The following is a 25,898-nucleotide window of genomic DNA, read 5'->3' as shown; positions in this document are numbered from 1 at the left end:
TCCGCCAGAAGAAACTGGAGAAGAAACTGGATCGGGGCGCGCGGCCGGAGAGGGCCGCGCGCCCTGGTGCGTTCTTATTCCGCCGCTTGCAGCGGCAGTTCGGGTTCACGGTCGTCCTTGACCACGGCCGGCTTTTTCGGCGCGTCGTCTTCCCACAGGAGGGTGGGAGAGGCCAGCTTGCGGGCGGCGCGTTGCAGCGCCCAGTCGCGGGCGGCGCGGCTGGAGCGGCCCAGCGACAGGGCCGCCAGCGCCCGCGCGATCCAGAGCAGGTAGGTGGTGGCCCAGACCCGCATCGCCAGCATGGCCGGCGTCAGCATCAGCGTCAGCACCGTGGCGATGCCGAGGCCGAAGACGACCGCGGTGGCAAGGCTTTTCCACCACAGGGCCGTCGGGCTGTCGATGCTGTAGCCGCCGGCGAAGAAGTCGATGGACAGGCCCAGCATCATCGGCGTCAGGCCCGCCATCGTGGTGATTGTGGTCAGCAGCACCGGGCGAATACGGTCTTCGGCGGTGCGGATGATCGCCTCGATCCTGGGCATGTAGCGCGCGTATTCCTGGAACGTGTCGATCAGCACGATGTTGTTGTTCACCACGATCCCGGCCAGCGCGACGATGCCGGTGCCGGTCATGATGATCGAGAAGGTCTGATCCATGACCAGCATCCCGATCAGAACGCCTGCGGTGGAGAGCACCACTGCCAGCAGCACCAGCAGCGAGTTGTAGAAGCTGTTGAACTGCGCCAGCAGAATGATGAACATCAGCCCCAGCGCGGCGGCAAAGGCCTTGCCGAGGAAGGCCTGGCTTTCGGCCTGGTCTTCCTGGTCGCCGGTCCATTCCCAGCTGACACCCGGGCCGAACGGCGCGGTGTTCAGCCAGTCCGTCAGGGTGGCGATGCGCTCGTTGGCGTTGATCGGCACGACGGTCAGCGCGGCCTTGTCCAGCGCCTCGGCGATGGAGGCCGGGGTCTGGCCGTCGATCTGCGACAGCAGTTCGTAGCGTGCGCCGGTGGGGCCGGTCAGGACCGGGCCGCCGGTGCCCTTGGCGATGCCGTCCAGCAGATGGGCGAGTCCCAGCTGTTGCGGGGTGTCGCCCTTGGTCATCAGCTTGACCAGGCCTTCGGCCACACCCGCCTTGACGTCCATGTAACGGGTCTGGTCGACGCGGCTGATCTCGGCCAGGCTGGCCACCGGTTTGCGGGTGACGAAATTCGCCAGCGGGACCAGCCCGTCGGCGGTGCGCACCTTGAGCGTGTCGAGGGTCGACAGCAGGCGGTCTGCCTCGGGCAGGCGCACGCGGATGTCGATTTCCTCGTCCGAGCTGTCGACGCGCATGGTGTCGAGCAGGATGCCCCGGGTGACAAGCTGCACCATGGCGCCCACGGTGGCGACGTCGGCGCCGTAGCGGCCGGCCTTTTCGACATCGACGTCGATCTGCCAGTCGATGCCGGGCAGGGGGCGGGTGTCCTCGACCAGGGTCAGGCCCGGGGTGCTGTCGAATTTCGCGCGCGCGGTGGCGGTGGCGGCGACCAGCGTGTCCCAGTTGTCGGTCTTGATGCGCAGGTGGATCGGCTTGGCGCTGGCCGGGCCGCGCGACTGGGCGAGGATTTCGACCTTGGTGCCGGGCAGTTTTTCCAGCTCGGCGGTCAGTTCGGCCAGCACCACGTCACCGTCCAGGTCGGGGCGGTCGGCGCGGTCTTCCCACGGGATGGTTTCCAGCGTGATCTGGCCGATGGTGTCCTTGGGCGGCTGCGCGCCGCCGGTGTTCTGGTTCAGCCCGCCGGACCCCGCGAAGGCAAAGGTGCTTTGCACGCCGGGGTGGGCGATGACGATCTCTTCGGCGCGGCGGACCAGCGCGTCTTTTTCTTCAAGCGAGAGGTTGCCGCGCGCCATGACGTAGACGATGGCCTGTTCGGGTTCGGAGGGCACGAAGAATTCCACGCCCTTGCTGTGTTCGCCATAATAGCTGAACACACCCATGACAAAGGCGATGACCGCGGCGAAGGTGGCGGCTGGCATGAGCGGGTTGGCGGTGATCAGCCAGGTGACCCAGCCAAAGGCCGTGCGGCGGTAGCCCGCCTTGATCCGCTTGCGCTGGCGTTCGATGCGGGCGGCATCCAGCGTGATCGAGGCCAGTACGGCAAAGACCAGGAAGGTGGCAACGCCGGGCAGCATGGCGACGACGCCCTGACCCAGCGGCGGGAACAGAAAGGCGGGGTTGAGCGTCATCAACGCGCCGGTGAACAGGCCCAGAAGCACAACCGGCACGAAGGCCGCGCGGACCCACCACGGGAAGGCGCGTTTCAGCGCTGCCGATGCGTGGTCGAGCTTGCGCGAGAAGCGGCCGGTGACACCGCCCATGACCGGCAGGTAAACCAGCGCCACGACCAGCGAGGCCGACAGCACGAAGATCAGCGTGACCGGCAGCATACCCATGAATTCGCCCGCGACGCCGGGCCAGAACAGCATCGGCAGGAAGGCGCAGAGCGTGGTTGCGGTGGAACTGACCACCGGCCAGAACATGCGCTTGGCGGCTTCGACATAGGCGTGCATCGGGCCGGTGCCTTCGGCGATGCGCTTGTCGGCGTATTCGACGACGACGATGGCACCATCGACCAGCATGCCGACGGCCAGGATCAGGCCGAACATGACGATGTTGGAAATGCTGACCCCCATAATCGCCAGCAGCGCGAAGGTCAGCAGGAACGAGGTGGGAATCGCAAAGCCCACCAGCAGCGCGGCACGGGTGCCGAGGCTGGCCAGCACCACGATCATCACCAGCGCGATGGCGGTCAGGACCGAGCCTTGCAGCTGCTGGACCATGGAATTCACGATGCGCGACTGGTCGTTCGATGTGCCGACCTGCACCGCGGCCTGCAATTCGTGCGGCCACTCGGCGCTGGCGGCCTCGACCGTGCGGCGGACTTCGTCCGCGGTGTCGATCAGGTTGAAGCCTTTGCGCTTGACCACCTGCAGGGCGACCGTGTTCGCGCCGTTGAAGCGTGCGGTGCCTTCGCGGTCCTGAAAGGTCAGGTTGATGGTCGCCAGATCGCCCAGGGTGATGACGCGGTCGCCGTTGGTCTTGACCGGCAGGTCATAGATGTCCTGCGGCTCGTCGAAACTGCTGGGGATCTTGACGGCGAAGGCCCCGGTGGCGCTGTCGGCCTCGCCCGCGGCGATCAACTGGTTGTTGTTGCGCACGACGTTGATCAGTTCGGCAGCGGTGACGTTGTAGCTTTCGAGGCGCAGCGGGTCGATCAGCACCTCGAGCATCTCGTCGCGCTGGCCGGCGATCCCGGCCTCGAGCACGGCATCGAGCGATTCCAGCCGGTCCTGCAGATCCTTGGCGACCCGGTTCATCGTGCGTTCCGGGACCGGGCCGGTCAGGTTGACGATGATGATCGGAAATTCGGAGAAGTTGATTTCGTTGATCGAATACTGTTCTGCCCCAGCGGGGAACTTGGCCTCGGCCTTGGACATGGCATCGCGCACGTCGGCCATGATCTTGGTCTTGTCCCAGCCGAATTCGAATTCCAGCGCCACGCCGGCATAGCCTTCGGCGGCGGTGCCGGACATGGTTTTCAGCCCGTCCAGATCGGCCAACTGGGTTTCCATCGGCTTGACCAGCAGCGATTCGGAATCAGCGGCGGAAATGCCGGGGAAGGGCACCGACACGAAGAGCGCGGGGATCTCGATGTCCGGCTCGCCCTCTTTCGGCAGGCTTTGATAGGCATAGGTGCCGATCGCCAGAGACAGGGCGATGAAGGCAAGGACCATCCGCGCGCGGGCGGCGGCCCAGTCGACGATACCGGTCATTGAATGACCTCCTCGAAGCTCGGGGCGACGGCCACGCCGTCGGTGACATATTCCTGGCCGACGGTGATCACGTCGACGGTGTCGGCAAGGCCGGTGACCCAGACCCCGTCGCGGGTGTCGCGGATCAGGGTGACGGGCACGAACAGCGCCTTGCTGTCGGCATCGATGGTGCGCACGCCCAGCGTGCCTTCGTCGTTCAGCGTCAGCGACGACGCGGGCAGAAGATGGGCGTTCACGCCATCGGATGCGATGCCGATTTCAGCGGTCTGGCCTTCACGGATCGACAGGTCGGTGTTGGCGACGGTCATTTCTACACGGAAGGTGCGGGTCAGCGGGTCGGCGCTGCGCGACAGGAAAGAGACAGTGCCGGTGACGGTGCGGCCATCGGTCAGGCGGGCACCGGCACGGGCGCCGACCTCGATCCGGCCGACCTCGGTCTCGGGGACGTAGCCGACAACCTTGATCGGGTCGATTTGCAGGATCTGCGCGCAGGACGCGCCGCCCTGACCGCCCGATTGCAACAGGCTGCCCAGTTCGGCGGTGTCGTTTTCCAACAGGCCCGCGAACGGAGCGGTGATGGTCAGATAGTCGATATCGGTGCGGGCGCGGGCGACGGCGGCCTCGGCGCTTTGAATGCTGGCGGCAAGCGTATCGAGCCCGGATTGGGCCGATTTTACCCCCGCCTCGGCGCTGCTGAGCGCGGCCTCGGCGCTGCGTACGGCGGCCTGGGTGGACAGCACGCGGGTGTCAGAGGCAAAGCCGCCTTCCTGAAGCTTGGTGGCGGCGTTGGCGTTGATCAGAGCTTCGTCCAGCTGGGCGCGGGCCTGCGCGACGCGCGCCCGCGCTTCGGGGATCCGGGCCTCGACCTCGGGGCGGCGGGCGATGGCTTCGGCCAGCTTGGCTTCGGTTTCGGACAGGGTGGCGTCGCGGGTGCCCGGGTCGATCTGGCACAGCACCTGGTCCTTGGTGACAAGGGCCCCCCGGCGCAGCGGTTCCGAGATCACGATGCCCGATGTCTGGGCCTGCACGTCGACCTTGCGGGTCGCTTCGGTCGCGCCGCGCAGAACGACGGCGCTGTCGATTTCCTGCGCGACAGAGCGTTTGGCGATCACCGCGACGGTGCCTTCGGGCAGGGCGTCTGGCGCTGCCTGGGCGGTTTCGGTCGCGGCAGGCGCTGCCTCGGCCGGGGTCTCGGGCGTGGCGGGCTCGGACACCGGGCTGAGGTCGCGGGCGGCCTGGAACAGGCGATCCCGTTCCATCACAAGACCAAACAGAACCGCAGACACAATGAGGGCGGTGATGAAGGGGACAAAACGCATGGCGAACCCTTTAAGCTTTCTGCCGCGGCGCGGCGCATATCGTTGTCGCGTCACATAAACGCCGAATGCGGCGATGCAACGGCGTTTTTTCGCATGTTGGTAGTTCAGATACGCTGAACTGTTCGGTTTAGATTAGTCTTTTTCGTACCGGCCTTCAAGATGAACTGTTCGGTTTAGTTTGCCGTGCTGCGTTCTGCTGACACTCTGTGTCGGCAAATGCACGCCAAACACGCCTTGGCACGCCCGGATGCACAAGCTATGAACAGCGCCACGATCCAAAGGACCCCGGGGGCAGGCATGAGCGAGACCGACAGTTTCATCGAAGAAGTCACCGAAGAGGTGCGCCGCGACAAGCTGTTCGCCGCGTTTCGCAAGTATGGCTGGATCGCGGTGCTGGCGATTCTGCTGCTGGTGGGCGGCGCGGCCTGGCGCGAATGGCAGAAATCACAGGCCACGGCGGCGGCGCAGGCGTTTGGCGATGCCATCCTGTTCGCGCTTGAAAAGACCGAACCTGCCGACCGCATCGTGGCGCTGCAAGGCATCGACGCCCCGGGCCCGCAGGGTCAGGCGGTGCTGTCCTTGCTGATCGCCGCCGAACAGGGCGCGGCAGAGCAGGACGCCGCTGCGGTGCAAACCCTACAGGCGTTGGCCAACCAGCCCGAAGTGCCCGAGGTCTATCGTGACATCGCGCGATTCAAGGCACTGTCGCGTGCCGGCGACAGCATGAGCCTTGCAGAGCGTCGGACCGAGCTGGAATCGATGGCGGTTCCGGGAATGCCGCTGCGCATGCTGGCCGAGGAGCAGCTGGCCTTTCTGTCGATCGAAGAAGGTGACACTGACGCGGCGATAAAGCGCTTGAACGACATCATTGCCGATGCCGAAACGACGGCGGGCTTGCGCCGCCGCGCTGCACAGTTGATTGTGGCGCTTGGAGGCGTTCCGGAAGACGCCTGAACCCGGCAGGGTCGACGAGAAACGGATGGGGGCAAGAGCCGTGCAGAAGACAGCGTTCCGCATTTCAGTCCTGGCCATGCTGGCCCTGACAGCCGCGTGTGAAGACCGAGAGGTGATCCTGCCCGGCCAGCGGGAAGGCGTGCGCGAGGTCTTGCAGACCGAAGGCATGGCCGAACCCGCCGCGTCCACCGAAAACCGCAGCCAGCCTGCCGCCATAGCCGCGATGACGCGCAATGCCGGCTGGCCGCAGACCCCGACCACCGATGCAACCCGGATCGAGAATGCCCAGCTGGGCACCGCGCTGACCCAGGCATGGTCGGTGAATATCGGGCAGGGCGACAAGCGCCGCGCGCGGCTGACCGCGACACCGGTGGCTGAAAACGGCCGCGTCTTCACGCTGGACAGCGCCGGGCAGGTCAGCGCCGTGGCCAGCTCTGGCGAGGTTCTGTGGCAGGTCGATCTGACCCCGGGCCGCGAACGCGCCGATCAGGCCCATGGCGGCGCGCTGGCGCTTGGTGGTGGACGGCTATACGTGACCTCTGGTTTTGGCCAGGTCACGGCACTGGACCCGGCGACGGGCGATATCGTCTGGACCCAGCGGGTGCAGGCCGCAGCGACCGGCGTGCCGACCTATTACGACGGCCTGGTCTATGCCGTGGCCGGAGACACCACCGCCTGGGCGATCGAGGCCGACAGCGGCCGGGTGCGCTGGCAGTTGGACGGGGTGTCCGACATCAACAACGTTTCCGGCGGGCCGGCCCCCGCGGTGACCGACCAGCGCGTGATCTTTGCCTTTGGCAACGGCATGGTGCAGGCGGCATTCCGCCAGGGCGGGCTGCGGCTGTGGTCGTCGCTGCTGGCGTCGAAACGTGCGGGCATGGCCTTTGCCACCGTCGATGACATCACCGGCGGTCCGGTGGTGCGCGGCAACACGGTATTCGCTGGGAACTATTCCGGCAGCGTCAGTGCTTTGTCGCTGGGCAGCGGCGAACGGCTGTGGACCGCGACCATGGGCGCAGCGGACGCGGCGTGGCCGACGGCGGATTCGGTGTATCTGATTTCCGACCTCGCGCAGCTTGTGCGGCTGGATGCGCAGACCGGCGAGGCGATCTGGCGTGCCGATCTGCCGGGCTATGTCCCGACCCGCCGGCCGCAGAAGAAACGCGACAGCTACTATGCCAGCTATGGGCCGATCATGGCCGGGGGCCGGCTGATCGTAGCATCGTCGGACGGGTTCATCCGGCAGTTCGATCCGCGCGATGGCAGCCTGACCGGCACGGTCGAGGTGCCAGGCGGAGCGACGACGCGGCCGATCGTGGTGAATGGCACGCTGTATGTCGTCAGCACCAAGGGCGAACTGTACGCTTTCCGTTGACGCAATTTGCGTGTATCGGAACGGCTTGACCGATCCGGGACTTACGCCATGACTTTCTCGCTCGCCATCGTGGGGCGGCCCAATGTGGGCAAATCCACGCTGTTCAACCGCCTTGTGGGCAAGCGCCTTGCGCTGGTCGATGACCAGCCGGGCGTGACGCGTGACCTGCGCGAGGGCGAGGGCAAGCTGGGCGACCTGCGATTCACCGTGATCGACACCGCCGGGCTGGAAGAGGCGACGGACGAATCCCTTCAGGGCCGGATGCGTCGGCTGACCGAACGCGCGGTGGACATGGCCGATGTCTGCCTGTTCATGATCGACGCGCGGGTCGGTGTGACCCCCGCCGACCAGGTCTTTGCCGAGATCCTGCGCAAACGCGCCGATCACGTCATCCTGGCCGCCAACAAGGGCGAAGGCGCCGCTGCCGATGCCGGCGTGCTGGAAGCCTATGGCCTGGGCCTGGGCGAACCGATCCGCCTGTCCGCCGAACATGGCGAGGGCCTGCCCGAACTTTATGCGACCCTGCAGCCGCTGGCCGATGCCTTTGCCGAGCGCGCCGAGGCCGAGGCCCCCGAGATCGAGACCGAGGTGGGCGAGGACGACCCTGACGCGCCGCGCGTGCCGACGGTGCAGAAACCGATGCAGATCGCCGTGGTGGGCCGCCCGAACGCGGGCAAATCCACGCTGATCAACAAGATCCTGGGCGAGGACCGGTTGCTGACCGGACCAGAGGCCGGGATCACCCGCGATTCCATTTCGCTGCGGATGGATTGGGGCGGCACGCCGGTGCGGATCTTCGACACGGCGGGGATGCGCAAGAAGGCCAAGGTGCAGGAAAAGCTGGAAAAGCTGTCGGTGTCCGACGGTCTGCGCGCGGTCAAGTTCGCCGAGATCGTGATCGTCCTGCTGGACGCGGCGATTCCGTTCGAACAGCAGGACTTGCGGATCGCCGATCTTGCCGAGCGCGAGGGCCGCGCGGTGGTGATCGCGGTCAACAAGTGGGACCTGGAAGACGAAAAGAGCGAAAAGCTGCGCGAGTTGAAGGACAGTTTCGAGCGGCTGTTGCCACAGTTGCGCGGCGCGCCGCTGATCACCGTGTCGGCGCGCACCGGACGCGGGCTTGACCGGCTGCAAGCGGCGGTGATGAAAGCCTATGACGTCTGGAACCGCCGGGTGACCACCGCCCAGCTGAACCGCTGGCTGATTGGCATGATGGAAAGCCACCCGCCGCCCGCGCCGCAGGGCAAGCGGATCAAGCTGCGTTACATGACCCAGGCCAAGACCCGGCCGCCGGGTTTTGTCGTGATGTGCTCGCACCCCGACAAGCTGCCGGAGAGTTATGCGCGGTACCTGGTGAACGGTCTTCGCACGACATTCGACATGCCGGGCACCCCGATCCGGCTGTATTTCCGCGGGCAGGGGGACAAGAACCCCTACAAGGGCCGCCGCGAAAAGAACGCGGGCGCGTTGAAAAAGCACCTGGGCAAGAAAAAGGGCTGACCGGGACGATCCCCGGCAGTCTGTCGTCGACGGCGGGGCACGGCTGCGGTGCCGCCTATCCCGGTAGCCCGCCGCCGTCTTCCACTTGCAGCGCCAGCCAGTCGCGAAAGGCGATTAGCGCCGGGCTGGCGGCGCGGTCGCGCGGCCAGACAAGGTGATAGGCGCCCAGCGACACCGGGCGCACGTCGCAGGCGCGGATCAGGGTGCCGGTCGCCAGATCCTCGGCCACGAGGTAATCGGGCGGCAAGGCGATGCCCATGCCATGGCGCGCGGCCTGGATGATCGTGGTGAACTGGTCGAAGCTGGGGCCCGACAGAGCGCCGGTTGCGACCCCGTGTTGCGCGAACCAGTCGGCCCAGGCGTTGGGCCGGGTCTGGATATGCAGCAGAGGCAGGCGCAACAGCGCCTCTGGCGCGACCGTCCGCGGGACCAGCGTGGGCGCGCAGACCGGGATCGCCCGTTCCGGCATCAGCCGCAGGCTGCTTGTCCCCGGCCAGTCCGGCGCACCGAAATGGATCGCCGCATCAAAGGGTTCCGACGCAAAGTTGAACGGGCGCAGCCGGGTCGACAGGTTCACCGTGATATCGGCGTGTCGGCGGGCGAAATCGGGCAGGCGCGGCACCAGCCAGCGCATCCCGAAGCTGGGCAGGATGGCCAGGTTGATCGTGCCACCCTGCGGTTTCAGCCGCAGCGCCAGCGACGCGTCCGAGATCGCCTGCAACGCCGCGCGCACGGTCTGGGCAAAGGCACGGCCTTCGGGCGTGAGCGCCATGCCGCGCCCGTCGCGCCGGATCAGCGCCGCGCCCAACTGCGCCTCGAGCCCCTGTAACTGCCGGCTGACGGCGGAGGGCGACAGCGCCATTTCCTGCGCCACGGCGGCCGCGCTGCCCAAACGGTCGAGCGTTTCCAGCGCGGTCAGCGCGGTGAGCGAGGGCAAAAGGCGGCGGGACAGGGACATTTGTTGATTTGAATGCAAGTATACTTGCGATATTGTCGATATTCCTTGCGTTGATTGCAAGCTATACCGCCGCCAAACCATTGGAGGACGCGCGATGAACGAGATGCCGAAACCCGCCCTGAAGGCCAAGGACGCCCCCGACCTGGGGCGGTTCGACTGGGAAGACCCGTTCCGCCTGAACAGCCTGCTGTCCGAGGACGAGCGCATGATCGCCGCCAGCGCCCGCGCCTATGCGCAGGAGAAGCTGGCCCCGCGCGTGATCGACGCCTTTGCCGAGGAAGCCGTGGCGCCCGAGATCTTCGCCGAGATGGGCGAAATGGGTCTGCTGGGCATCACCGTGCCGGAACAGTACGGCGGGCTGGGGTCGTCCTATGTCAGCTATGGTCTTGTGGCGCGCGAGATCGAGCGTGTGGATTCGGGCTATCGCAGCATGATGTCGGTGCAATCGTCTCTGGTGATGTACCCGATCTATGCCTATGGCAGCGAAGCGCAGCGGATGAAATACCTGCCCAAGCTGGCCTCGGGCGCGTGGATCGGCTGTTTCGGCCTGACGGAACCCGACGCCGGGTCAGACCCGGCGGGTATGAAAACCCGCGCCGAGAAGACCGAAGGCGGGTATCGTCTGACCGGTTCGAAGATGTGGATTTCGAATGCACCGATCGCCGATGTCTTTGTGGTCTGGACCAAGTCCGAGGCCCATGGCGGCAAGATCCGCGGGTTCGTGCTTGAGAAAGGGGCGAAGGGTCTGTCGGCACCGAAGATCGCGGGCAAGCTGAGCCTGCGGACCTCGGTCACCGGGGAAATCGTGATGGACGGGGTCGAGGTTGGCGAAGACGCGCTGCTGCCCCATGTCGAGGGGCTGAAGGGCCCGTTCGGCTGTCTGAACCGTGCGCGGTTCGGGATCGCCTGGGGCGCGATGGGCGCGGCGGAGTTCTGCTGGCACGCGGCGCGGCAATACGGGCTGGACCGCAAGCAGTTCGGCCGGCCGATCGCCCAGACCCAGCTGTTCCAGAAGAAACTGGCCGACATGCAGACCGAGATCGCGCTGGGGCTGCAGGCGGCGTTGCAGGTGGGCCGGCTGATCGACAACGCGGAAGGCGCGCCGGAGATGATCTCGATCATCAAGCGCAACAACTGCGGCAAGGCGCTGGACATCGCGCGGATGGCGCGGGACATGCACGGCGGCAACGGGATCTCGGGTGAGTTCCAGGTGATCCGGCACATGCTGAACCTGGAGACGGTCAACACTTACGAGGGCACGCACGACGTGCATGCGCTGATCCTGGGCCGGGCGCAGACCGGGTTGCAGGCGTTTTTCTGAGCCGATGCGGGGGAGGGTCCCGCTGGCGCGGGACCCGGGGGGGGGGGGGGGGGGGGGGGGGGGGGGGGGGGGGGGGGGGCGGCGCGGGGGGGGGCCCCCCCCCCCCCACCCCCGGGATATTTTCCGCCAGAAGAAGGACAGGGCCAGTCTGTACGGGGGATCAGGGGCGCAGGGTGGCGAAGAACGCCTGTGCCCTGGGTTTGAGCCAGGACCAGAGGCGCGGCGCGCCGGCATCGACCTTTTTGCCGATGCGCTCGGCGAAGGCGTCGAAGGTCACGTTGTATTCGACCCAGCTGCCGCCCCCGGTCAGCATGTTCTGGTTGGGCGCGACAAAACGGTCGAGTGATTTGGCGAAGCGCGCATCGAGGGTTTGATTGGCTTCGAATTCGTCCCAGAGCGCGCGCAGGTCGGCGGCCTGATCGGCGGGGAGAAGGCCGAAGAGACGGTCGGCGGCGGCCTGTTCGCTGGCGGCCTGTGCGGTCGCGTCGAAATCGCCGAAGACCGGGGTGTCGCCCGCGTCGATTTCCACCAGATCGTGCAGCAGGGCCATCTTGATCACGCGGTGGGGGTCGATGCCGTCCGGCGCGTGTTCGGACAGAACCAGGGCGTAGAGCGCCAGATGCCAGCTGTGTTCGGCAGAGTTTTCCCGCCGCAGGCTGTCGCGCACAAGCGTGGCGCGGTTCACGTTCTTGAGCTTGTCGGCCTCGTGCAGGAAGGCCATCTGCGCGGTCAGGCGATCGGTCAAGACGCGCTGTCCTGTTGGGCCTTCTTCCTGGCAATCAGGTCTTTTATGCGTTTTTCAAGGAAGAGGCGCCCGCGTTTTTCGGCGATGCGCACCCGCATCGAGGTCAGGTAGGCCTCTTCCAGCGTGGTCGATGCGGCGCCGAGAACCTTGGCGACCTCTTCGTAGAGATAGGGCTCGTCCAGCTTGTTCTGGGCTTTCATCGTGTCGTCGGCCAATGCGTCGGCAAGCTCTTCCAGAACACCCATGCGTTATCCTCAGCGCGTCGATTCGGTCAGGCGGCGTTTCACATAGTCGGTCACGGTGTCGATCATCGTGTCCATGTGGGGCTCTTTGAAGAAGTGATCCGCGCCTTCGATTTCCTCGTGCGTGATGGTGATGCCCTTTTGTTCATGCAGCTTGGAGACCAGCGAACGGGTGTCGGCAGGCGGGGCGACGCGGTCGCCGGTGCCGTTGATGATCAGGCCGGAACTGGGGCAGGGGGCGAGGAACGAAAAATCGTACATGTTGGCGGGCGGCGCGACCGAGACGAAGCCGGTGATTTCCGGGCGGCGCATCAGCAGCTGCATCCCGATCCAGGCGCCGAAGGAAAACCCCGCCACCCAGCAATGCTTGGAGTTGTTGTTCATCGATTGCAGGTAGTCGAGCGCCGAGGCGGCGTCGGACAGTTCGCCCACGCCCTGGTCGTATTCGCCCTGGCTGCGGCCGACGCCGCGGAAATTGAAGCGCAGGACGGTGAAGCCCATCTTGTGGAACGCGTAATGCAGGTTGTAGACAACCTTGTTGTTCATCGTCCCGCCGAATTGCGGGTGGGGATGAAGAACGATGGCAATCGGGGCGTCGCGGTCTTTCTGGGGGTGGTAGCGGCCTTCCAGGCGGCCTTCGGGTCCGGCAAAAATCACCTCGGGCATCGGGGCGTTGGCTCCTTACGTGGCCTGGTGAATAGTTGACGACTTCACTCAAGCTCTTTAGAACTGTTCTAATCCCCGGCGTATGGCGGGGGTGTCTCCGAGCCGATGTAGGCTTTCGCGGAGGCAAGGTCAATCTGTGCGGGTCGGTGGAGGTTCGGGATGAAGCTGAGCACGAAGGGGCGATATGCCATGGTTGCCTTGGTCGACATCGCCTTGCGGCCCGAGGGCGAGCTTGTGACCCTGTCTGACATCTCCCGTCGGCAGGACATCTCGTTGCCGTACCTCGAGCAGTTGTTCGTCAAGCTGCGGCGCTCGGAGTTGGTGGTGTCGGTGCGCGGGCCCGGGGGGGGCTATAGATTGGCGCGCTCGGCCAGCGATATCCGCGTGGTCGAGGTGCTGGCGGCGGTGGACGAAACCGTGGACGCGATGCACAAGGGCGCGGGCGCGAGCGGGGGGCAGTCGGGCAGCAAGGCGCAGTCGCTGACCAACCGGTTGTGGGAAAGCCTTTCGGCGCATGTCTATGTGTTCCTGCACCAGACCCGGCTGTCGGACCTGGTGGACAATACGCTGGCGCCGTGTCCGGCGGTGCCGTCGCTGTTTTCCGTTGTGGACGAGGCGTGACGGTGGGGCGCGGATCGGTGCGCCGGGGCAGGGGGCGCTGCCCCCTCTTGGCCTGCGGCCAATTCACCCCCGAGGTATTTGGAAAACCAAAGACTGACGAGGCCGGTCTGTGAGCGGTCGGGTGTATCTGGACTGGAATGCAACGGCGCCGTTGCGGGCCGAGGCGCGGGCCGCGATGATCGCGGCGATGGACGTTGTGGGCAATCCGTCCTCGGTGCATGCCGAGGGGAGGGCGGCCAAGGCGCTGGTGGAAAAGGCGCGGCGGCAGGTTGCCGCGGCGTTTGGGGCCGAGGGCGCGGATGTGGTGTTTGTGTCCGGCGCGACCGAGGCGGCGGCGCTGGCCTGTGCCGGGCGCGGTTTGCTGGGAGCGGATATCGAGCATGACGCGGTGCGCGCCTGGATCGACCCGGTGCTGCCGGTGGATGAGGATGGGCGCGTGCGCGTGGCGGAGCCGGAGCGGAGCGTCTTGCAGGCGGCCAATTCCGAGACCGGCGTGGTGCAGGACCTGCCAGAGGGGCTGGCGGTGGTCGATGCGACGCAGGCGTTTGGCAAGCTGCCGCTGGCCTTCAACTGGATCGGGTGCCAGATGGCGCTGGTGTCGGCGCACAAGCTGGGGGGGCCGAAGGGGATCGGGGCGCTGGTGATCCGGCGCGGCACCGATCTTGCGGCGCAGCTGAGGGGTGGCGGGCAGGAAATGGGGCGGCGGGCCGGGACCGAGAACGTCATCGGGATTGCCGGGTTTGGCGCTGCGGCCGAGGCGGCGGTGCGGGAGCTGGAGGCCGGCGGCTGGGCCGAAGTCGAAAAAATTAGAAACATTCTAGAAACAGCTATTGCGGCGGGCGCAAAAGAGACTATTTTTGTCGGGAAAGCCGCGCGGCGGTTGCCCAACACCTCGTGCTTTGCCGTTCCGGGCTGGAAAGGCGAGACGCAGGTGATGCAGATGGATCTGGCGGGTTTCGCGATCAGCGCGGGATCGGCCTGTTCCAGCGGCAAGGTGCGGGCCAGCCCGGTGTTGCGGGCGATGGGATATGACGAGGCCACGGCGCAGGGCGCGATCCGCGTCAGCATCGGGCCCGGGACGACGGAAACAGATGTGCTGCGCTTTGCCGAGGCGTGGCTGAACGCATACGAGAAATATCGCGCACGCGCCGCGTGAGCAGGGAAAGGGTCTGACATGGCAGCTTTGGACGAAACGCAGGTCAAGGAAGGCGTGGACGAGGCCACCGTCGACGCGGTGCGCGAGGTCAGCACCTACAAATACGGCTGGGAAACCGAGATCGAGATGGAATACGCGCCCAAGGGCGTGTCGCCCGACATCGTGCGGCTGATCTCAGAGAAGAATGACGAGCCGGAGTGGATGACCGAATGGCGGCTGGCCGCGTTCGAGCGCTGGACCCAGATGGAAGAGCCGTCCTGGGCGATGGTGAACTATCCCAAGATCGACTTCCAGGAGCAGTATTACTACGCCCGTCCGAAAAGCATGATCGACAAGCCCAAATCGCTTGACGATGTCGACCCGAAACTGCTGGCAACCTATGAAAAGCTGGGCATCCCGCTGAAAGAGCAGATGATCCTGGCCGGGGTCGAGGGTGCAGAGGACGCACCGGCGGAAGGCCGCAGGGTGGCCGTCGACGCGGTGTTCGATTCCGTTTCCGTCGGCACCACCTTCAAGAAAGAGCTGGAGAAGGCCGGGGTCATCTTCTGTTCGATTTCCGAAGCGATCCGCGAACATCCCGAACTGGTGAAGAAATACCTGGGGTCGGTCGTGCCGGTGTCGGACAATTTCTATGCCACGCTGAACAGCGCGGTCTTTTCGGACGGCTCGTTCGTCTATGTGCCGCCGGGGGTGCGCTGCCCGATGGAACTGTCGACCTATTTCCGCATCAACGCGGAAAACACCGGCCAGTTCGAACGCACGCTGATCATTGCCGACAAGGGCAGCTATGTGTCGTACCTGGAAGGCTGCACGGCGCCCAAGCGGGACACCGCGCAGTTGCATGCGGCGGTGGTGGAGATCATCGTCGAGGAAGATGCCGAGGTGAAATACTCCACCGTTCAGAACTGGTTCCCCGGGGACGAGAACGGCAAGGGCGGCATCTATAACTTTGTCACCAAGCGCGCCGATTGCCGGGGCGACCGGGCCAAGGTGATGTGGACGCAGGTGGAAACCGGGTCGGCCGTGACGTGGAAATACCCGTCCTGCATCCTGCGCGGCGATGACAGCCAGGGCGAGTTCTATTCCATCGCGATTGCCAACAACCATCAGCAGGCCGACACCGGCACCAAGATGGTGCACCTGGGCAAGAACACCAAGAGCCGCATCGTGTCCAAGGGGATCAGCGCGGGGGTGGCACAGAACACCTATCGCGGGCTGGTGTCGATGCACCCGAAAGCCAAGAATTCGCGCAATTACACCCAGTGTGACAGTCTGCTGATCGGGGACAAGTGCGGGGCGCACACCGTGCCCTATATCGAGGTGCGCAACAATTCTTCCCGGGTCGAGCACGAGGCGACCACGTCGAAAGTGGATGACGACCAGCTGTTCTATTGCCGGTCGCGCGGGATGGACGAGGAAGAGGCGGTGGCGCTGGTGGTGAACGGGTTCTGCAAGGAAGTGCTTCAGGCGCTGCCGATGGAATTCGCCATGGAAGCGCAACAGCTTGTGGCGATCTCGCTGGAAGGGTCGGTGGGCTAGGCCCATCATCCTGCCCTTTGCCGCAAGCCGGTCTTGATGAACCCTTGGGAGACACCGAGAATGATCGTCACCACCACCAACACCATCGAGGGGCGCAAGATACGCACCTATCATGGCATCGTCGTGGGCGAGGCGATCATGGGGGCGAACGTGGTGCGCGACATCTTTGCCTCGATCACCGATATCGTGGGCGGCCGGTCGGGCGCCTATGAAAGCAAGTTGCAGGACGCGCGCGACACCGCGCTGCGGGAACTGGAGCAGCGCGCGGCTGCCTTTGGCGCGAATGCCGTGGTCGGTGTGGATCTGGATTACGAGGTGGTGGGCCAGTCGATGCTGATGGTCAGCGCGTCCGGCACCGCCGTCACCGTGGAATGATTGCCCGATAAGGGCCGATGAAACGACGCGCCCCGGGGCGCCAGGAACAGGATGAATAAAATGCTGGAAATCAAGAACCTGCAGGTCAAACTTGAAGAAGAGGACAAGCAGATCCTCAAGGGTGTTGACCTGACTGTCGAGGCGGGCAAGGTGCACGCGATCATGGGGCCGAACGGGTCGGGCAAATCCACCCTGTCCTATGTCCTGTCGGGCCGCGACGGCTATGAGGTGACCGATGGCAGCGCCACGCTGGAAGGCGAAGACCTGCTGGCGATGGAGCCGGAAGAGCGCGCCGCGGCGGGCCTGTTCCTGGCGTTCCAGTACCCGGTCGAAATCCCCGGCGTCGGCAACATGACCTTCCTGCGCACCGCGGTGAACGCGCAGCGCAAGGCGCGCGGCGAGGAAGAACTGTCGGCGACCGAGTTCCTGAAGGTGATCCGTGAGAAGGCCAGGACGCTGAAGATCGACGCCGACATGCTGAAGCGCCCGGTCAACGTGGGCTTTTCCGGCGGTGAGAAGAAGCGCAACGAAATCCTGCAGATGGCGATGCTGGAGCCCAAGCTCTGCATCCTGGACGAGACCGACTCGGGCCTTGATGTCGATGCGATGAAGCTGGTTGCCGAAGGCGTGAACGCGCTGCGCGATGCCGGTCGCGGCTTCCTTGTGATCACCCACTACCAGCGCCTGCTGGACCACATCAAACCGGACGTGGTGCACATCATGGCGAATGGCCGCATCGTCAAGACGGGCGGGCCGGAGCTGGCGCTTGAGGTCGAACAGAACGGCTATGCCGATATCCTGGAGGAGGTGGCGTAATGGCCCTGCCGCAACCGAAACAGGACGCGACGGACGCACGTCTTGGCGTCATGACGCTGCCCACGGGCGGCTGGTCGGACGCCGCCCGCAAGGACGCATTGGCCCGGTTGCAGACCATGGGCCTGCCGGGGCGCCGTGACGAATACTGGAAATACACCCGACCGGATACGCTGGTGCAGGCCGACGCGCCGAAGGCCGCGGTGTTCGACGCGCAGGAAACCCAGATCTTCGACCGGTTCGACCGGCTGAAAATCGTCTTCGTCGATGGTGTCTTTGATCCCGACGCGTCGGATGACCTGTCGCTGGAAGGCGTGTCGATTGACCGCCTGTCCGACAAGGCCGACATCCACTGGGCCAAGGACCTGTATGGTACGCTGGAAGCACGCGGGCAAACCCCGGTGCAGCGCCCGCTTGCGGCGCTGAACACGGCCTTTGCCACGGACGGGGTTCTGATCCATGTCACGGCCACGCCGTCGAAGCCGATCAACCTGATTTATTTCCATAAATCAGAAACCTCCGATGCGATCCTGCACCATTGCGTGAAGGTTGATGCCGGTGCCGAAGTGACCCTTCTGGAAAACGGTCCGGCGGCGGCGCGGTTCAACAAGTGCCTGGAAATGGACATCGCCGACGGCGCCAAGCTGCACCATGTGCGCACCCAGGGCCGTGACCATGAACGCCGCGCCGCGACCCATATGTTCGCGCGGCTGGGGGCGGAGTCGGTCTTCAAGTCCTTCACCCTGACGGCCAATGGCGTGCTGACCCGCAACGAGACCGTGATCGAGCTGACCGGCGACGACGCGGTGGCGCATGTGGCGGGGGCCTGCGTTGGCGATGGCGATTTCCACCACGATGACACGGTGTTCATCACCCATGACGCGGTGAACTGCGAAAGCCGCCAGGTGTTCAAGAAGGTGCTGCGCAACGGCGCGACCGGCGTGTTCCAGGGCAAGATCCTCGTCAAACCCGACGCGCAGAAGACCGATGGCTACCAGATCAGCCAGTCGCTGCTTCTGGATGACGACAGCCAGTTCCTGGCCAAGCCAGAGCTTGAGATCTATGCCGACGACGTGGCCTGTTCGCACGGGTCGACCAGCGGCGCGATCGACGAGGAAGCGATGTTCTACCTGCGGTCGCGCGGGGTGTCCGAGGGCGATGCAACCGACCTTCTGACCATTGCCTTCATCGCCGAAGCGGTGCAGGAAATCGAGGAAGAGGCGTTGCAGGAAGAAATCGTCGAGCGGGTGACCGCTTGGCTGATGCGCCGCCGGGGATAAAGCGGGAGTTTCAGGTGCCGGTCACAACGGATATCGTTGCCACCTACCGGGGTCCGGGCAAGGTGGTCCGGCGCCTGTTGGCCGCTGGCCCGCGCGAAGATCGCGCGCTGGTGATTGTGATGGCGTCCTGTGTCGTGATGTTTGTCGCGCGCTGGCCCGCAATCGCCCGCGAGGCCCATCTGACCGGCAAGGAACTGAACATGGAACTTGGCGGCGCGTTGATGGGGGGCGTCTTCATCCTGCCTCTGGTTCTGTATTTTCTGGCCTTTCTCAGCCACGGGGTGTTCCGCCTGTTCAAGGGGCAGGGCACGCAATACGGGGCGCGGCTGGCGCTGTTCTGGGCTCTGCTGGCGGCCTCTCCGCTGGCGCTGTTGAACGGCCTTGTGGCGGGGTTCATCGGGCCCGGACCGGCGCTGACGGCCGTTGGTGTGCTCTGGGCGGCGGTTTTCCTGTGGTTCTGGCTGCGTGGGCTGTATGTCGCTGAAACGGAGCCGGTCGCGTGACACCTGCACAATTCTCTGATCTTGTCTGGCGCACGCTGAGCGCGCCGCGCGACATGGCCGAATGGCTTTTGTCGCTGCGGCTGAGCGAAGCGGTGCTGTGGCCCGCCTTTGCGCTGGTCGTGGTGCTGGACACGTTGTTTTTCCAGCTTCTGGTGATGCAGGCGCCCGATCAGGTGCTGCTGGTGCCGGCGCTGGCGTCACCCGTTCTGTACCTGGCGTTATCGGCGCTGTGGCTCAGCGGAATGATCCTGCTGGTCACCGGCATCGGCCGGATGTTCGGGGGCACCGCGCAGGCGCAGGATGTGGCCGTGCTGGTGATCTGGCTGATGGGGCTGGATGCGCTGGTGTCGGGGCTTCAGGCGGCTCTGGTCGCGGTGGCGCCGGGGCTGGTGCAAGTCGTCGCCATGATTGCGACCTTCGCCGGGATCTGGCTGTCGGTCGTGTTCATTTCCGTCGCGCACCGGTTCACCGGGCCTTTTGTCGCGATGTTTGTCCTGCTGCTATCAGTGCTGGGGGCCGGGCTGGTCCTGGGTCTGGCGCTGGGGTTCCTGGGCGTTTCCAACTACGGGATGTTGCAAGATGTATGATGTCGAAACCGTCCGCCGGGATTTCCCGATCCTGTCGCGCCAGGTCAACGGCAAGCCGCTGGTCTATCTGGACAACGGTGCCAGCGCGCAGAAACCGCAGGTGGTGATCGACGCCGTGACCCGCGGCTATGCCGAGGAATATGCCAACGTTCATCGCGGGCTGCACTATCTGTCGAACCTCGCAACCGACAAATACGAGGCCGTGCGGGGGATCGTGGCCCGGTTTCTGAACGCCGCCAGCGAGGATGAGATTGTCTTTAACACCGGCACGACGATGGGCATCAACATAGTGGCCTATGCCTGGGCGATGCCGCGGATGCAGGCGGGGGATGAAATCGTCCTGTCGGTGATGGAACACCACGCCAACATCGTGCCGTGGCATTTCCTGCGCGAGCGGCAGGGCGTGGTGCTGAAATGGGTGGATTGCGATTCCACCGGCGCGCTGGACCCGCAGGCGGTGATCGACGCGATCGGGCCGAAAACCAGGCTGGTTGCGATCACGCAGCTGTCGAACGTGCTGGGCACGCGGGTGGATGTGAAAACCATCTGCGCCGCCGCCCGGGAAAAGGGCGTGCCGGTGCTGGTCGATGGCTCGCAGGGGGCGGTGCACATGCCGGTCGACGTGCAGGACATCGGTTGCGATTTCTACGCGATCACCGGCCACAAGCTCTATGGTCCGTCGGGATCGGGCGCGATCTATGTCAAGCGCGAACGGATGGACGAGATGCGCCCCTTCCTGGGGGGCGGCGACATGATCCGCGAGGTCACGAAAGATGCCGTCAGCTATAACGACCCGCCGATGAAGTTCGAGGCCGGCACGCCGGGCATCGTCCAGCAGATCGGCCTTGGCGTTGCGCTGAACTATCTGATGGACCTGGGGATGGACAATGTCGCCGCGCATGAAGAACGGCTGCGCGACTATGCCCGCGCGCGGCTTGACGGGCTGAACTGGCTGAATGTGCAGGGCAACACGCCCGACAAGGCGGCGATCTTCAGCTTTACCATGCAGGGCGCGGCCCATGCGCATGATATCTCGACGATCCTTGACAAGAAGGGCGTCGCGGTCCGTGCGGGCCACCATTGTGCCGGCCCGCTGATGGAATTCTTTGGCGTCAGCGCCACCTGTCGCGCGTCCTTCGGCCTCTACAATACCGAGGCAGAGGTCGACGCGCTGGTCGATGCACTGGAACTGGCGCAGGAACTGTTTGGCTGAAACCCGGTTTCGCGCGAGCTGGCGATGGTTGGCCCCGCAAGGGCCAAGTGACCGCCCGGGCGTGCAGATTTCCGATTGCGGCCCGCTGAGGTTTGTCCTAAGAGCATCCTCAGGCACCCGTAGCTCAGCTGGATAGAGCGCTGCCCTCCGAAGGCAGAGGCCAGAGGTTCGAATCCTCTCGGGTGCGCCACTTCCCCTATAGTGTCGCGACTTTTCGTTCCTTACAGGACGCAGAGTTTTGTCACCGATGTCTTGGCCCGGGGCGGGGTTTGCTGCGCGAGACCCTTGGTTTGGTGTGCCGCGGCCAGGTCAGGATGCTGCGACTGCACAATTCGATTGGACAAATCTGATTTTCTGGATATCCCTTTTGACGTGGTCCCAGCCGTGATGATCCGTGTTGGGCGTGTTTTCAGGCCGAGGCGCGCAGTTGTTTCCTGTTTCTTGAGGCACCCGCGTTATTGAGCCAAATCAAAATCTTCTCTGCAAAGTTCGACTATACTGCGGTTGGCGGTTGACGATGTAACCTCTGTGCGTTGTCCTGTGTGGCTGGATGAATATCCCCGGTTGTGCAGGCGCACGAGAGCGGTCCCGTCTTGGACTTTTCGTGCGATTGGGTGATTCCGGTCGCGCTCCTTCAAGGGGGACGCTTCGATGTCTGATATCAATGTGACCGTGAACCCGGGTGACGGGATCCTCGAATTCGATCTTGGCGGCGGCCCCAGTGACCGTGCCACCGCCGACCTGTCGCCGCTCGACACCTATATCCGCACTTTTTTCGACAATTCCACAGGCTCGCGGACCTTCGCGGGCGGCTATTGGGCAGATGTGGGCGCACGGTTCTTCAATGCCGAGCATTTCTCGATCACCGGCTCGACCGGGGCGGATGACCTGATCGGGGCCGGGGGCGACGACTCTCTTTCCGGGCTGGGGGCAAACGACAACCTTGACGGTGCTGCCGGCCGTGACACCCTGATCGGGGGCGACGGCGATGACACGCTGCGCGCAGGCGCGGGCGGGCCCGACCAGTTCGACGGCGGCGCGGGGCTGGATCAGCTGTTCTATGACCGCAGCGATCTGAACGCGGTGACCTTTACCTTCGATCCGGGCCTGGTCACGAATTTCACGCTGAGCGACGGAACAACCGGCACCGGTCTGGAACGGCTGTCTTATACCGCCGGGGCGGGCAACGATGTTGTGACCGTCGTGGCCTATAACGGCAACGGCAACCACATCATCAACCTGGCCGGTGGCGAAGACCGCGGTGTCGCGGACATGAGCCATTTCACCCTGGATATCAGCACCAATGTCGACCAGACCGCCGATGGTGAACAACGCCGCTTCAACACCGGCTATTGGTCCGACAATGGCGTTCAATTCCTCAACACCGAACATTTCACCGTCATTGGCGGGTCGGGCAACGACAACCTGCAAGGCGCAGATGGCAACGACTCTCTGGCCGGCGGGCTGGGCAATGACACGCTGGTCGCAGGCGTCGGGCGCGACACGCTGATGGGCGGCGACGGCGCTGACAGTCTGGTCGCGGGCGAGGGCGGCGCGGATGAGATCGACGGCGGTGACGGGCTGGACAGCCTCGACCTTGACCGGTCGAACGCCGGGGCGGCCGCAACGTTTACCCATGATGCAGGCAATGCCGCGGGCTTTGCGCTGGCCGATGGCACCACTGTGCGGGGCATCGAGCGGCTGAACTTTACCGCCGGGGCGCAGAATGACCAGGTGGGCGTCGTGGCCTATCATGGTCACGGCAACCACATCATCAACCTGGCGGGTGGGGATGACCGCGGTGTCGCGGACATGAGCGATTTCACCCTGGATATCAGCACCAATGTCGACCAGACCGCCGATGGTGAACAACGCCGGTTCAACACTGGATACTGGTCTGACAATGGCGTTCAGTTCCTCAACACCGAACATTTCTCGATCACTGGCGGGTCGGGCAACGACAACCTGCAAGGCGCAGATGGCAACGACTCTCTGGCAGGCGGGCTGGGCAATGACACGCTGATCGGGGGCGTCGGGCGCGACACGCTGATGGGCGGCGACGGCGCTGACAGTCTGGTCGCGGGCGTCGGCGGCCCGGATGTGATTGATGGCGGTGACGGGCTGGACAGCCTCGACCTTGACCGGTCGAACGCCGGGGTTGCGGCCAATTTCACCTTCGATGCGGCCGCTGCCGCGGGTCTGACCCTGGCCGATGGCACCACCGTGCGGGGGGGGGAGCGGCTGAACTTTACCGCCGGTCTGCAAGATGACCAGGTGCAGATCGTGGCGCATGACGGGCATGGCAAACATATCATCAACCTTGCCGCCGGCACCGATCGCGGGATCGCGGACCTCAGCGCCTTTACGCTGGATATCCACACCAACGTCGACCAGACTGCCGACGGCGAACAGCAACGCTTCAACACCGGTTATTGGTCCGACAACGGCGTTCAGTTCCTGAACACCGAACATTTCACCGTGATCGGTGGGTCGGGCAACGACAACCTGCGCGGCAACAGCGGGGACGATTCCCTGCGCGGCAGCCTGGGCAACGACACGTTGCGCGGCGCAGGCGGCAATGACACGCTGATCGGTGGCGACGGCACCGACCGGGCGGAATTTGGCGGCAACCTGCTGGAAGCCACCTTTGCCGCCAATGGCGATTTCCTTCAGGTGTTTTCCAATGAAGGTCTGGACCAGGTGCACAACACGGTCGAAACGCTGGTCTTTGCGGATGGCAGTCTGAGCTTTGCCGACGCTCTGGCGCTGAGCAGCGCAACCGATCAGTCAATCACCGGAGACGAGACCGGTGAATGCCTGTCGGGCGAACGCGGCAGTGACACGATCGACGGCGCGGGCGGTGATGACACGTTGACAGGCTTTGCCGGCGACGACAGCCTGCTGGGCGGCACCGGCAATGACAGCCTGCTGGGCGGCTTTGGCGAAGACACCCTGAACGGCGGCCCGGGCGATGACACCGTTGCCGGCGGCGACAGCGACGACAGCCTGATCGGCGGCGACGGTGGCGACCTGCTGCAAGGGGACGCGGGCAATGACACGCTGGACGGCGGCGCGGGCAACGATACGCTGCTGGGCGGCGCCGGCGTCGATACCGCAAGGTTCGGCGTTGCCAGTTCCGCGGTCGGCGTCAGCCAGAGCGGTACGGAATTGCTGATCTCGTCGTCCGAAGGGGTAGACCGGGTCGATCGGTCGACGGAATTCTTTGCTTTCTCCAACACCACGCTGACTTATGATCAGGTGCTTCAGCTGGTGCCGGGCGGGCCCAGCGACGACACGTGGTCGACCTTTGACGCGGGTACCGAAGGATGGACCACCAGCAACGGCACGCAACTGTGGGACCCGGGTCTGGGCAATCCGGGGGGATCGTTGCGCGGGCTTGAGGCCGGGAACGACACCTGGACCTATGTCGCGCCGGACGCGTTTCTTGGCGACCAAAGCCGGTATTACGGTGGCACGCTCAGCTTTGACCTGCGTCAGGATGGCAGCGACAGCCAGTTCGACGATATCGATGTGACCCTGGTCGGGGCGGGCAACACGCTTGTTGCCGATCTGGGCGACAACCCCGGCACCGATTGGACAGCCTATGAAATCGGGCTGTCGCTGGGCCATGGCTGGCGCGTCGGCAGTGTGACGGGCCGCATCGCCACAGCGGCAGAACTGAGCGCAACGCTTGCCAATCTCGAGGCGTTCACGATCCGCGGGGAATTTGTCAGCGGTACGACCAATGACGCGGGCAACCTCGACAACGTCTATTTCCATTACAACAGCACGCCGGATCTGCCGACTTCGGGGGCACGGATTGCGTCGACCTTTGACAACAGCGTCGAAGGCTGGAGCTTCATTGCCGACGTCAAGGAATTCTCCCACGTTGCGGCGGGTGGCAATCCGGGTGGTTATCTCGAAGCAGTGGACTATGCCACCGGGGAAACCTGGTATTTCGTGGCGCCTGAAGCCTATCTTGGCGACAAGAGCGGGTTCTATGGCGGCACCCTGAGCTATGACCTGCGGCAAAGAGCGCTGGACAGCCAGTTCAACAATGACGAACTGGTTCTGAAATCCGACGGTCTGACCCTGGCGCTGGCGCAACCCTATCCGGGCACCGACTGGACTTCTTATCAAGTCTACCTTGATACCCGGTCGGACTGGCGTGTGGGCAGCGACGGCGGGACCGTCGCGACAGAGGCAGAGATCCGGCAGGTGCTGGGCAATCTCACCGACCTGCACATCCGCGGCGAGTTCATCAGCGGCGCCGATACCGGTGGGTTGGACAACGTCGTAATGCAGGCGCCGGGGCAGTTCACGGTCTACAGCACTGCCGATGGTGCGGACGTTCTGGGCACCTATGTCACGCTGCCGGAAGCGATTGCCGCGGCTGCGCCGGGGCAAGGGATCGGGCTGGTCAGTGCATTGCCGCTGGGCGATGTCGACGTTGGCGTCAATAATCTGACTTTCCGTGGCGATGCGCCGCTGACGGCAACGCTGCACCTGCAAGACGGGGTGCAATCCGCCGGACTGCGCGGTACGGCGGCGGTCGACTTGGTCGGGTCCGCGGATGGCAACGCGCTTCTGGGCAACGGTGGCGCCAACCTGCTGTCCGGCATGGGGGGCAATGACACCCTGACCGGTGGCGCGGGCAACGACACGCTGGACGGCGGGGCAGGGACCGATGTCGCGGTTTTCGCTGTCGCTGCGGCCGGGATCACCGTCGCACGCGATGGCAGCGCGCTGGTTGTGACCTCTGCCGAGGGGGCCGACCGGGTGACCGACACGGTGGAAACGATCCGCTTCAGCGATGGCGACCTGAGCTTTGCCCAGTTGCAGGCCCTAGTGGATTGATCGCGACAAACGAGTCCGAATTGGGATTCCCATTTGGTGCTGGCCGTGCGAGTCATGCTGAT

Annotated in this window: 20 protein-coding genes and 1 tRNA gene; 15 read left to right on the top strand and 6 right to left on the bottom strand. The window is 64.9% G+C overall.

The features are described 5' to 3' along the window. Positions 1-74: 74 nt before the first annotated feature. Positions 75-3,812, bottom strand: coding sequence for an efflux RND transporter permease subunit (locus tag VK792_RS16990; RefSeq protein ID WP_326299063.1), 3,738 nt, complete (start codon positions 3,810-3,812; stop codon positions 75-77). After that, positions 3,809-5,131, bottom strand: a complete 1,323-nt coding sequence (locus VK792_RS16985; protein ID WP_326299062.1) for an efflux RND transporter periplasmic adaptor subunit — start codon at positions 5,129-5,131, stop codon at positions 3,809-3,811. The genes VK792_RS16990 and VK792_RS16985 overlap by 4 nt, the downstream gene beginning before the upstream one ends. A 297-nt stretch (positions 5,132-5,428) precedes the next feature. Here VK792_RS16985 and VK792_RS16980 point away from each other — a divergent pair, with 297 nt between their 5' ends. From VK792_RS16980 to der, 3 genes are all read left to right on the top strand, one after another. Then, on the top strand, positions 5,429-6,085 hold the full coding sequence (locus VK792_RS16980; RefSeq protein WP_326299061.1) for a tetratricopeptide repeat protein: 657 nt from the start codon (positions 5,429-5,431) through the stop codon (positions 6,083-6,085). Positions 6,086-6,161: 76 nt separating this feature from the next. Continuing rightward, complete coding sequence (locus VK792_RS16975; protein WP_326299060.1) at positions 6,162-7,460, top strand: outer membrane protein assembly factor BamB family protein; 1,299 nt, start codon at positions 6,162-6,164, stop codon at positions 7,458-7,460. Between the two features lie 48 nt (positions 7,461-7,508). Then, positions 7,509-8,960, top strand: a complete 1,452-nt coding sequence (gene der, locus VK792_RS16970) for a ribosome biogenesis GTPase Der (RefSeq protein ID WP_326299059.1) — start codon at positions 7,509-7,511, stop codon at positions 8,958-8,960. 55 nt (positions 8,961-9,015) lie between these two features. On the opposite strand, the gene VK792_RS16965 is transcribed toward der, so the two are convergent. Further along, complete coding sequence (locus VK792_RS16965) at positions 9,016-9,918, bottom strand: LysR family transcriptional regulator (RefSeq protein ID WP_326299058.1); 903 nt, start codon at positions 9,916-9,918, stop codon at positions 9,016-9,018. Between the two features lie 94 nt (positions 9,919-10,012). On the opposite strand from VK792_RS16965, the gene VK792_RS16960 reads away from it, so the two are divergent. Beyond that, positions 10,013-11,239, top strand: coding sequence for an acyl-CoA dehydrogenase (locus VK792_RS16960; protein ID WP_326299057.1), 1,227 nt, complete (start codon positions 10,013-10,015; stop codon positions 11,237-11,239). Between the two features lie 160 nt (positions 11,240-11,399). On the opposite strand, the gene VK792_RS16955 is transcribed toward VK792_RS16960, so the two are convergent. Genes VK792_RS16955 through VK792_RS16945 form a run of 3 tightly spaced genes read right to left on the bottom strand, consistent with a single transcriptional unit; the run spans position 11,400 to position 12,892 of the window. Next, the gene (locus VK792_RS16955) at positions 11,400-11,984 is read right to left on the bottom strand and encodes an HD domain-containing protein (protein ID WP_326299056.1); all 585 of its coding nucleotides are present in this window, start codon (positions 11,982-11,984) and stop codon (positions 11,400-11,402) included. Then, positions 11,981-12,229, bottom strand: coding sequence for a hypothetical protein (locus tag VK792_RS16950; RefSeq protein ID WP_326299055.1), 249 nt, complete (start codon positions 12,227-12,229; stop codon positions 11,981-11,983). The genes VK792_RS16955 and VK792_RS16950 overlap by 4 nt, the downstream gene beginning before the upstream one ends. Positions 12,230-12,238: 9 nt before the next feature. Next, a complete protein-coding gene (locus VK792_RS16945) occupies positions 12,239-12,892 on the bottom strand; it encodes an alpha/beta hydrolase (RefSeq protein WP_326299054.1) in 654 nt (217 codons plus the stop codon). Between the two features lie 159 nt (positions 12,893-13,051). On the opposite strand from VK792_RS16945, the gene iscR reads away from it, so the two are divergent. From iscR to VK792_RS16890, 11 genes are all read left to right on the top strand, one after another. Then, on the top strand, positions 13,052-13,513 hold the full coding sequence (gene iscR / locus VK792_RS16940) for a Fe-S cluster assembly transcriptional regulator IscR (RefSeq protein WP_326299053.1): 462 nt from the start codon (positions 13,052-13,054) through the stop codon (positions 13,511-13,513). Positions 13,514-13,622: 109 nt separating this feature from the next. Continuing rightward, on the top strand, positions 13,623-14,669 hold the full coding sequence (locus VK792_RS16935) for a cysteine desulfurase family protein (RefSeq protein WP_326299052.1): 1,047 nt from the start codon (positions 13,623-13,625) through the stop codon (positions 14,667-14,669). Between the two features lie 18 nt (positions 14,670-14,687). Then, positions 14,688-16,208 (top strand): Fe-S cluster assembly protein SufB, encoded by a 1,521-nt coding sequence (gene sufB / locus VK792_RS16930; protein ID WP_326299051.1) that lies wholly within the window; start codon positions 14,688-14,690, stop codon positions 16,206-16,208. Between the two features lie 60 nt (positions 16,209-16,268). After that, positions 16,269-16,583: a heavy metal-binding domain-containing protein gene (locus VK792_RS16925; protein WP_326299050.1), complete on the top strand. Its 315-nt coding sequence runs from the start codon at positions 16,269-16,271 to the stop codon at positions 16,581-16,583. 60 nt (positions 16,584-16,643) lie between these two features. Continuing rightward, positions 16,644-17,399 carry a Fe-S cluster assembly ATPase SufC gene (gene sufC / locus VK792_RS16920; RefSeq protein WP_326299049.1) on the top strand — a complete coding sequence of 252 codons (756 nt, stop codon included), beginning with the start codon at positions 16,644-16,646 and terminating at the stop codon, positions 17,397-17,399. Continuing rightward, positions 17,399-18,676 (top strand): Fe-S cluster assembly protein SufD, encoded by a 1,278-nt coding sequence (gene sufD / locus VK792_RS16915; protein WP_326299048.1) that lies wholly within the window; start codon positions 17,399-17,401, stop codon positions 18,674-18,676. The genes sufC and sufD overlap by 1 nt, the downstream gene beginning before the upstream one ends. Positions 18,677-18,690: 14 nt before the next feature. Then, positions 18,691-19,179, top strand: coding sequence for a YIP1 family protein (locus VK792_RS16910; protein ID WP_326299047.1), 489 nt, complete (start codon positions 18,691-18,693; stop codon positions 19,177-19,179). Beyond that, positions 19,176-19,766, top strand: coding sequence for a YIP1 family protein (locus VK792_RS16905; RefSeq protein ID WP_326299046.1), 591 nt, complete (start codon positions 19,176-19,178; stop codon positions 19,764-19,766). The genes VK792_RS16910 and VK792_RS16905 overlap by 4 nt, the downstream gene beginning before the upstream one ends. After that, positions 19,759-20,979: a cysteine desulfurase gene (locus VK792_RS16900; protein ID WP_326299045.1), complete on the top strand. Its 1,221-nt coding sequence runs from the start codon at positions 19,759-19,761 to the stop codon at positions 20,977-20,979. The genes VK792_RS16905 and VK792_RS16900 overlap by 8 nt, the downstream gene beginning before the upstream one ends. Positions 20,980-21,092: 113 nt before the next feature. Further along, positions 21,093-21,169, top strand: a tRNA-Arg gene (locus VK792_RS16895). Between the two features lie 461 nt (positions 21,170-21,630). Next, complete coding sequence (locus VK792_RS16890) at positions 21,631-25,836, top strand: beta strand repeat-containing protein (protein ID WP_326299044.1); 4,206 nt, start codon at positions 21,631-21,633, stop codon at positions 25,834-25,836. The last annotated feature ends 62 nt before the right edge of the window (positions 25,837-25,898 follow it).

It is taken from the genome of Mesobacterium hydrothermale (genome assembly GCF_035818635.1).
GTDB classification, from domain to species: domain Bacteria; phylum Pseudomonadota; class Alphaproteobacteria; order Rhodobacterales; family Rhodobacteraceae; genus Mesobacterium_A; species Mesobacterium_A hydrothermale.
Note: the sequence above shows the minus strand (reverse complement) of the source record. Positions and strands in the feature narration are given on the sequence as shown.

Coding starts and splice junctions, on each gene's coding strand:
- VK792_RS16990 (WP_326299063.1), bottom strand. CDS start 3,812: ATGACCGGTATCGTCGACTGGGCCGCCGCCCGCGCGCGGATGGTCCTT.
- VK792_RS16985 (WP_326299062.1), bottom strand. CDS start 5,131: ATGCGTTTTGTCCCCTTCATCACCGCCCTCATTGTGTCTGCGGTTCTG.
- VK792_RS16980 (WP_326299061.1), top strand. CDS start 5,429: ATGAGCGAGACCGACAGTTTCATCGAAGAAGTCACCGAAGAGGTGCGC.
- VK792_RS16975 (WP_326299060.1), top strand. CDS start 6,162: ATGCTGGCCCTGACAGCCGCGTGTGAAGACCGAGAGGTGATCCTGCCC.
- der (WP_326299059.1), top strand. CDS start 7,509: ATGACTTTCTCGCTCGCCATCGTGGGGCGGCCCAATGTGGGCAAATCC.
- VK792_RS16965 (WP_326299058.1), bottom strand. CDS start 9,918: ATGTCCCTGTCCCGCCGCCTTTTGCCCTCGCTCACCGCGCTGACCGCG.
- VK792_RS16960 (WP_326299057.1), top strand. CDS start 10,013: ATGAACGAGATGCCGAAACCCGCCCTGAAGGCCAAGGACGCCCCCGAC.
- VK792_RS16950 (WP_326299055.1), bottom strand. CDS start 12,229: ATGGGTGTTCTGGAAGAGCTTGCCGACGCATTGGCCGACGACACGATG.
- VK792_RS16945 (WP_326299054.1), bottom strand. CDS start 12,892: ATGCCCGAGGTGATTTTTGCCGGACCCGAAGGCCGCCTGGAAGGCCGC.
- iscR (WP_326299053.1), top strand. CDS start 13,052: ATGAAGCTGAGCACGAAGGGGCGATATGCCATGGTTGCCTTGGTCGAC.
- sufB (WP_326299051.1), top strand. CDS start 14,688: ATGGCAGCTTTGGACGAAACGCAGGTCAAGGAAGGCGTGGACGAGGCC.
- VK792_RS16925 (WP_326299050.1), top strand. CDS start 16,269: ATGATCGTCACCACCACCAACACCATCGAGGGGCGCAAGATACGCACC.
- sufC (WP_326299049.1), top strand. CDS start 16,644: ATGCTGGAAATCAAGAACCTGCAGGTCAAACTTGAAGAAGAGGACAAG.
- sufD (WP_326299048.1), top strand. CDS start 17,399: ATGGCCCTGCCGCAACCGAAACAGGACGCGACGGACGCACGTCTTGGC.
- VK792_RS16900 (WP_326299045.1), top strand. CDS start 19,759: ATGTATGATGTCGAAACCGTCCGCCGGGATTTCCCGATCCTGTCGCGC.
- VK792_RS16890 (WP_326299044.1), top strand. CDS start 21,631: ATGTCTGATATCAATGTGACCGTGAACCCGGGTGACGGGATCCTCGAA.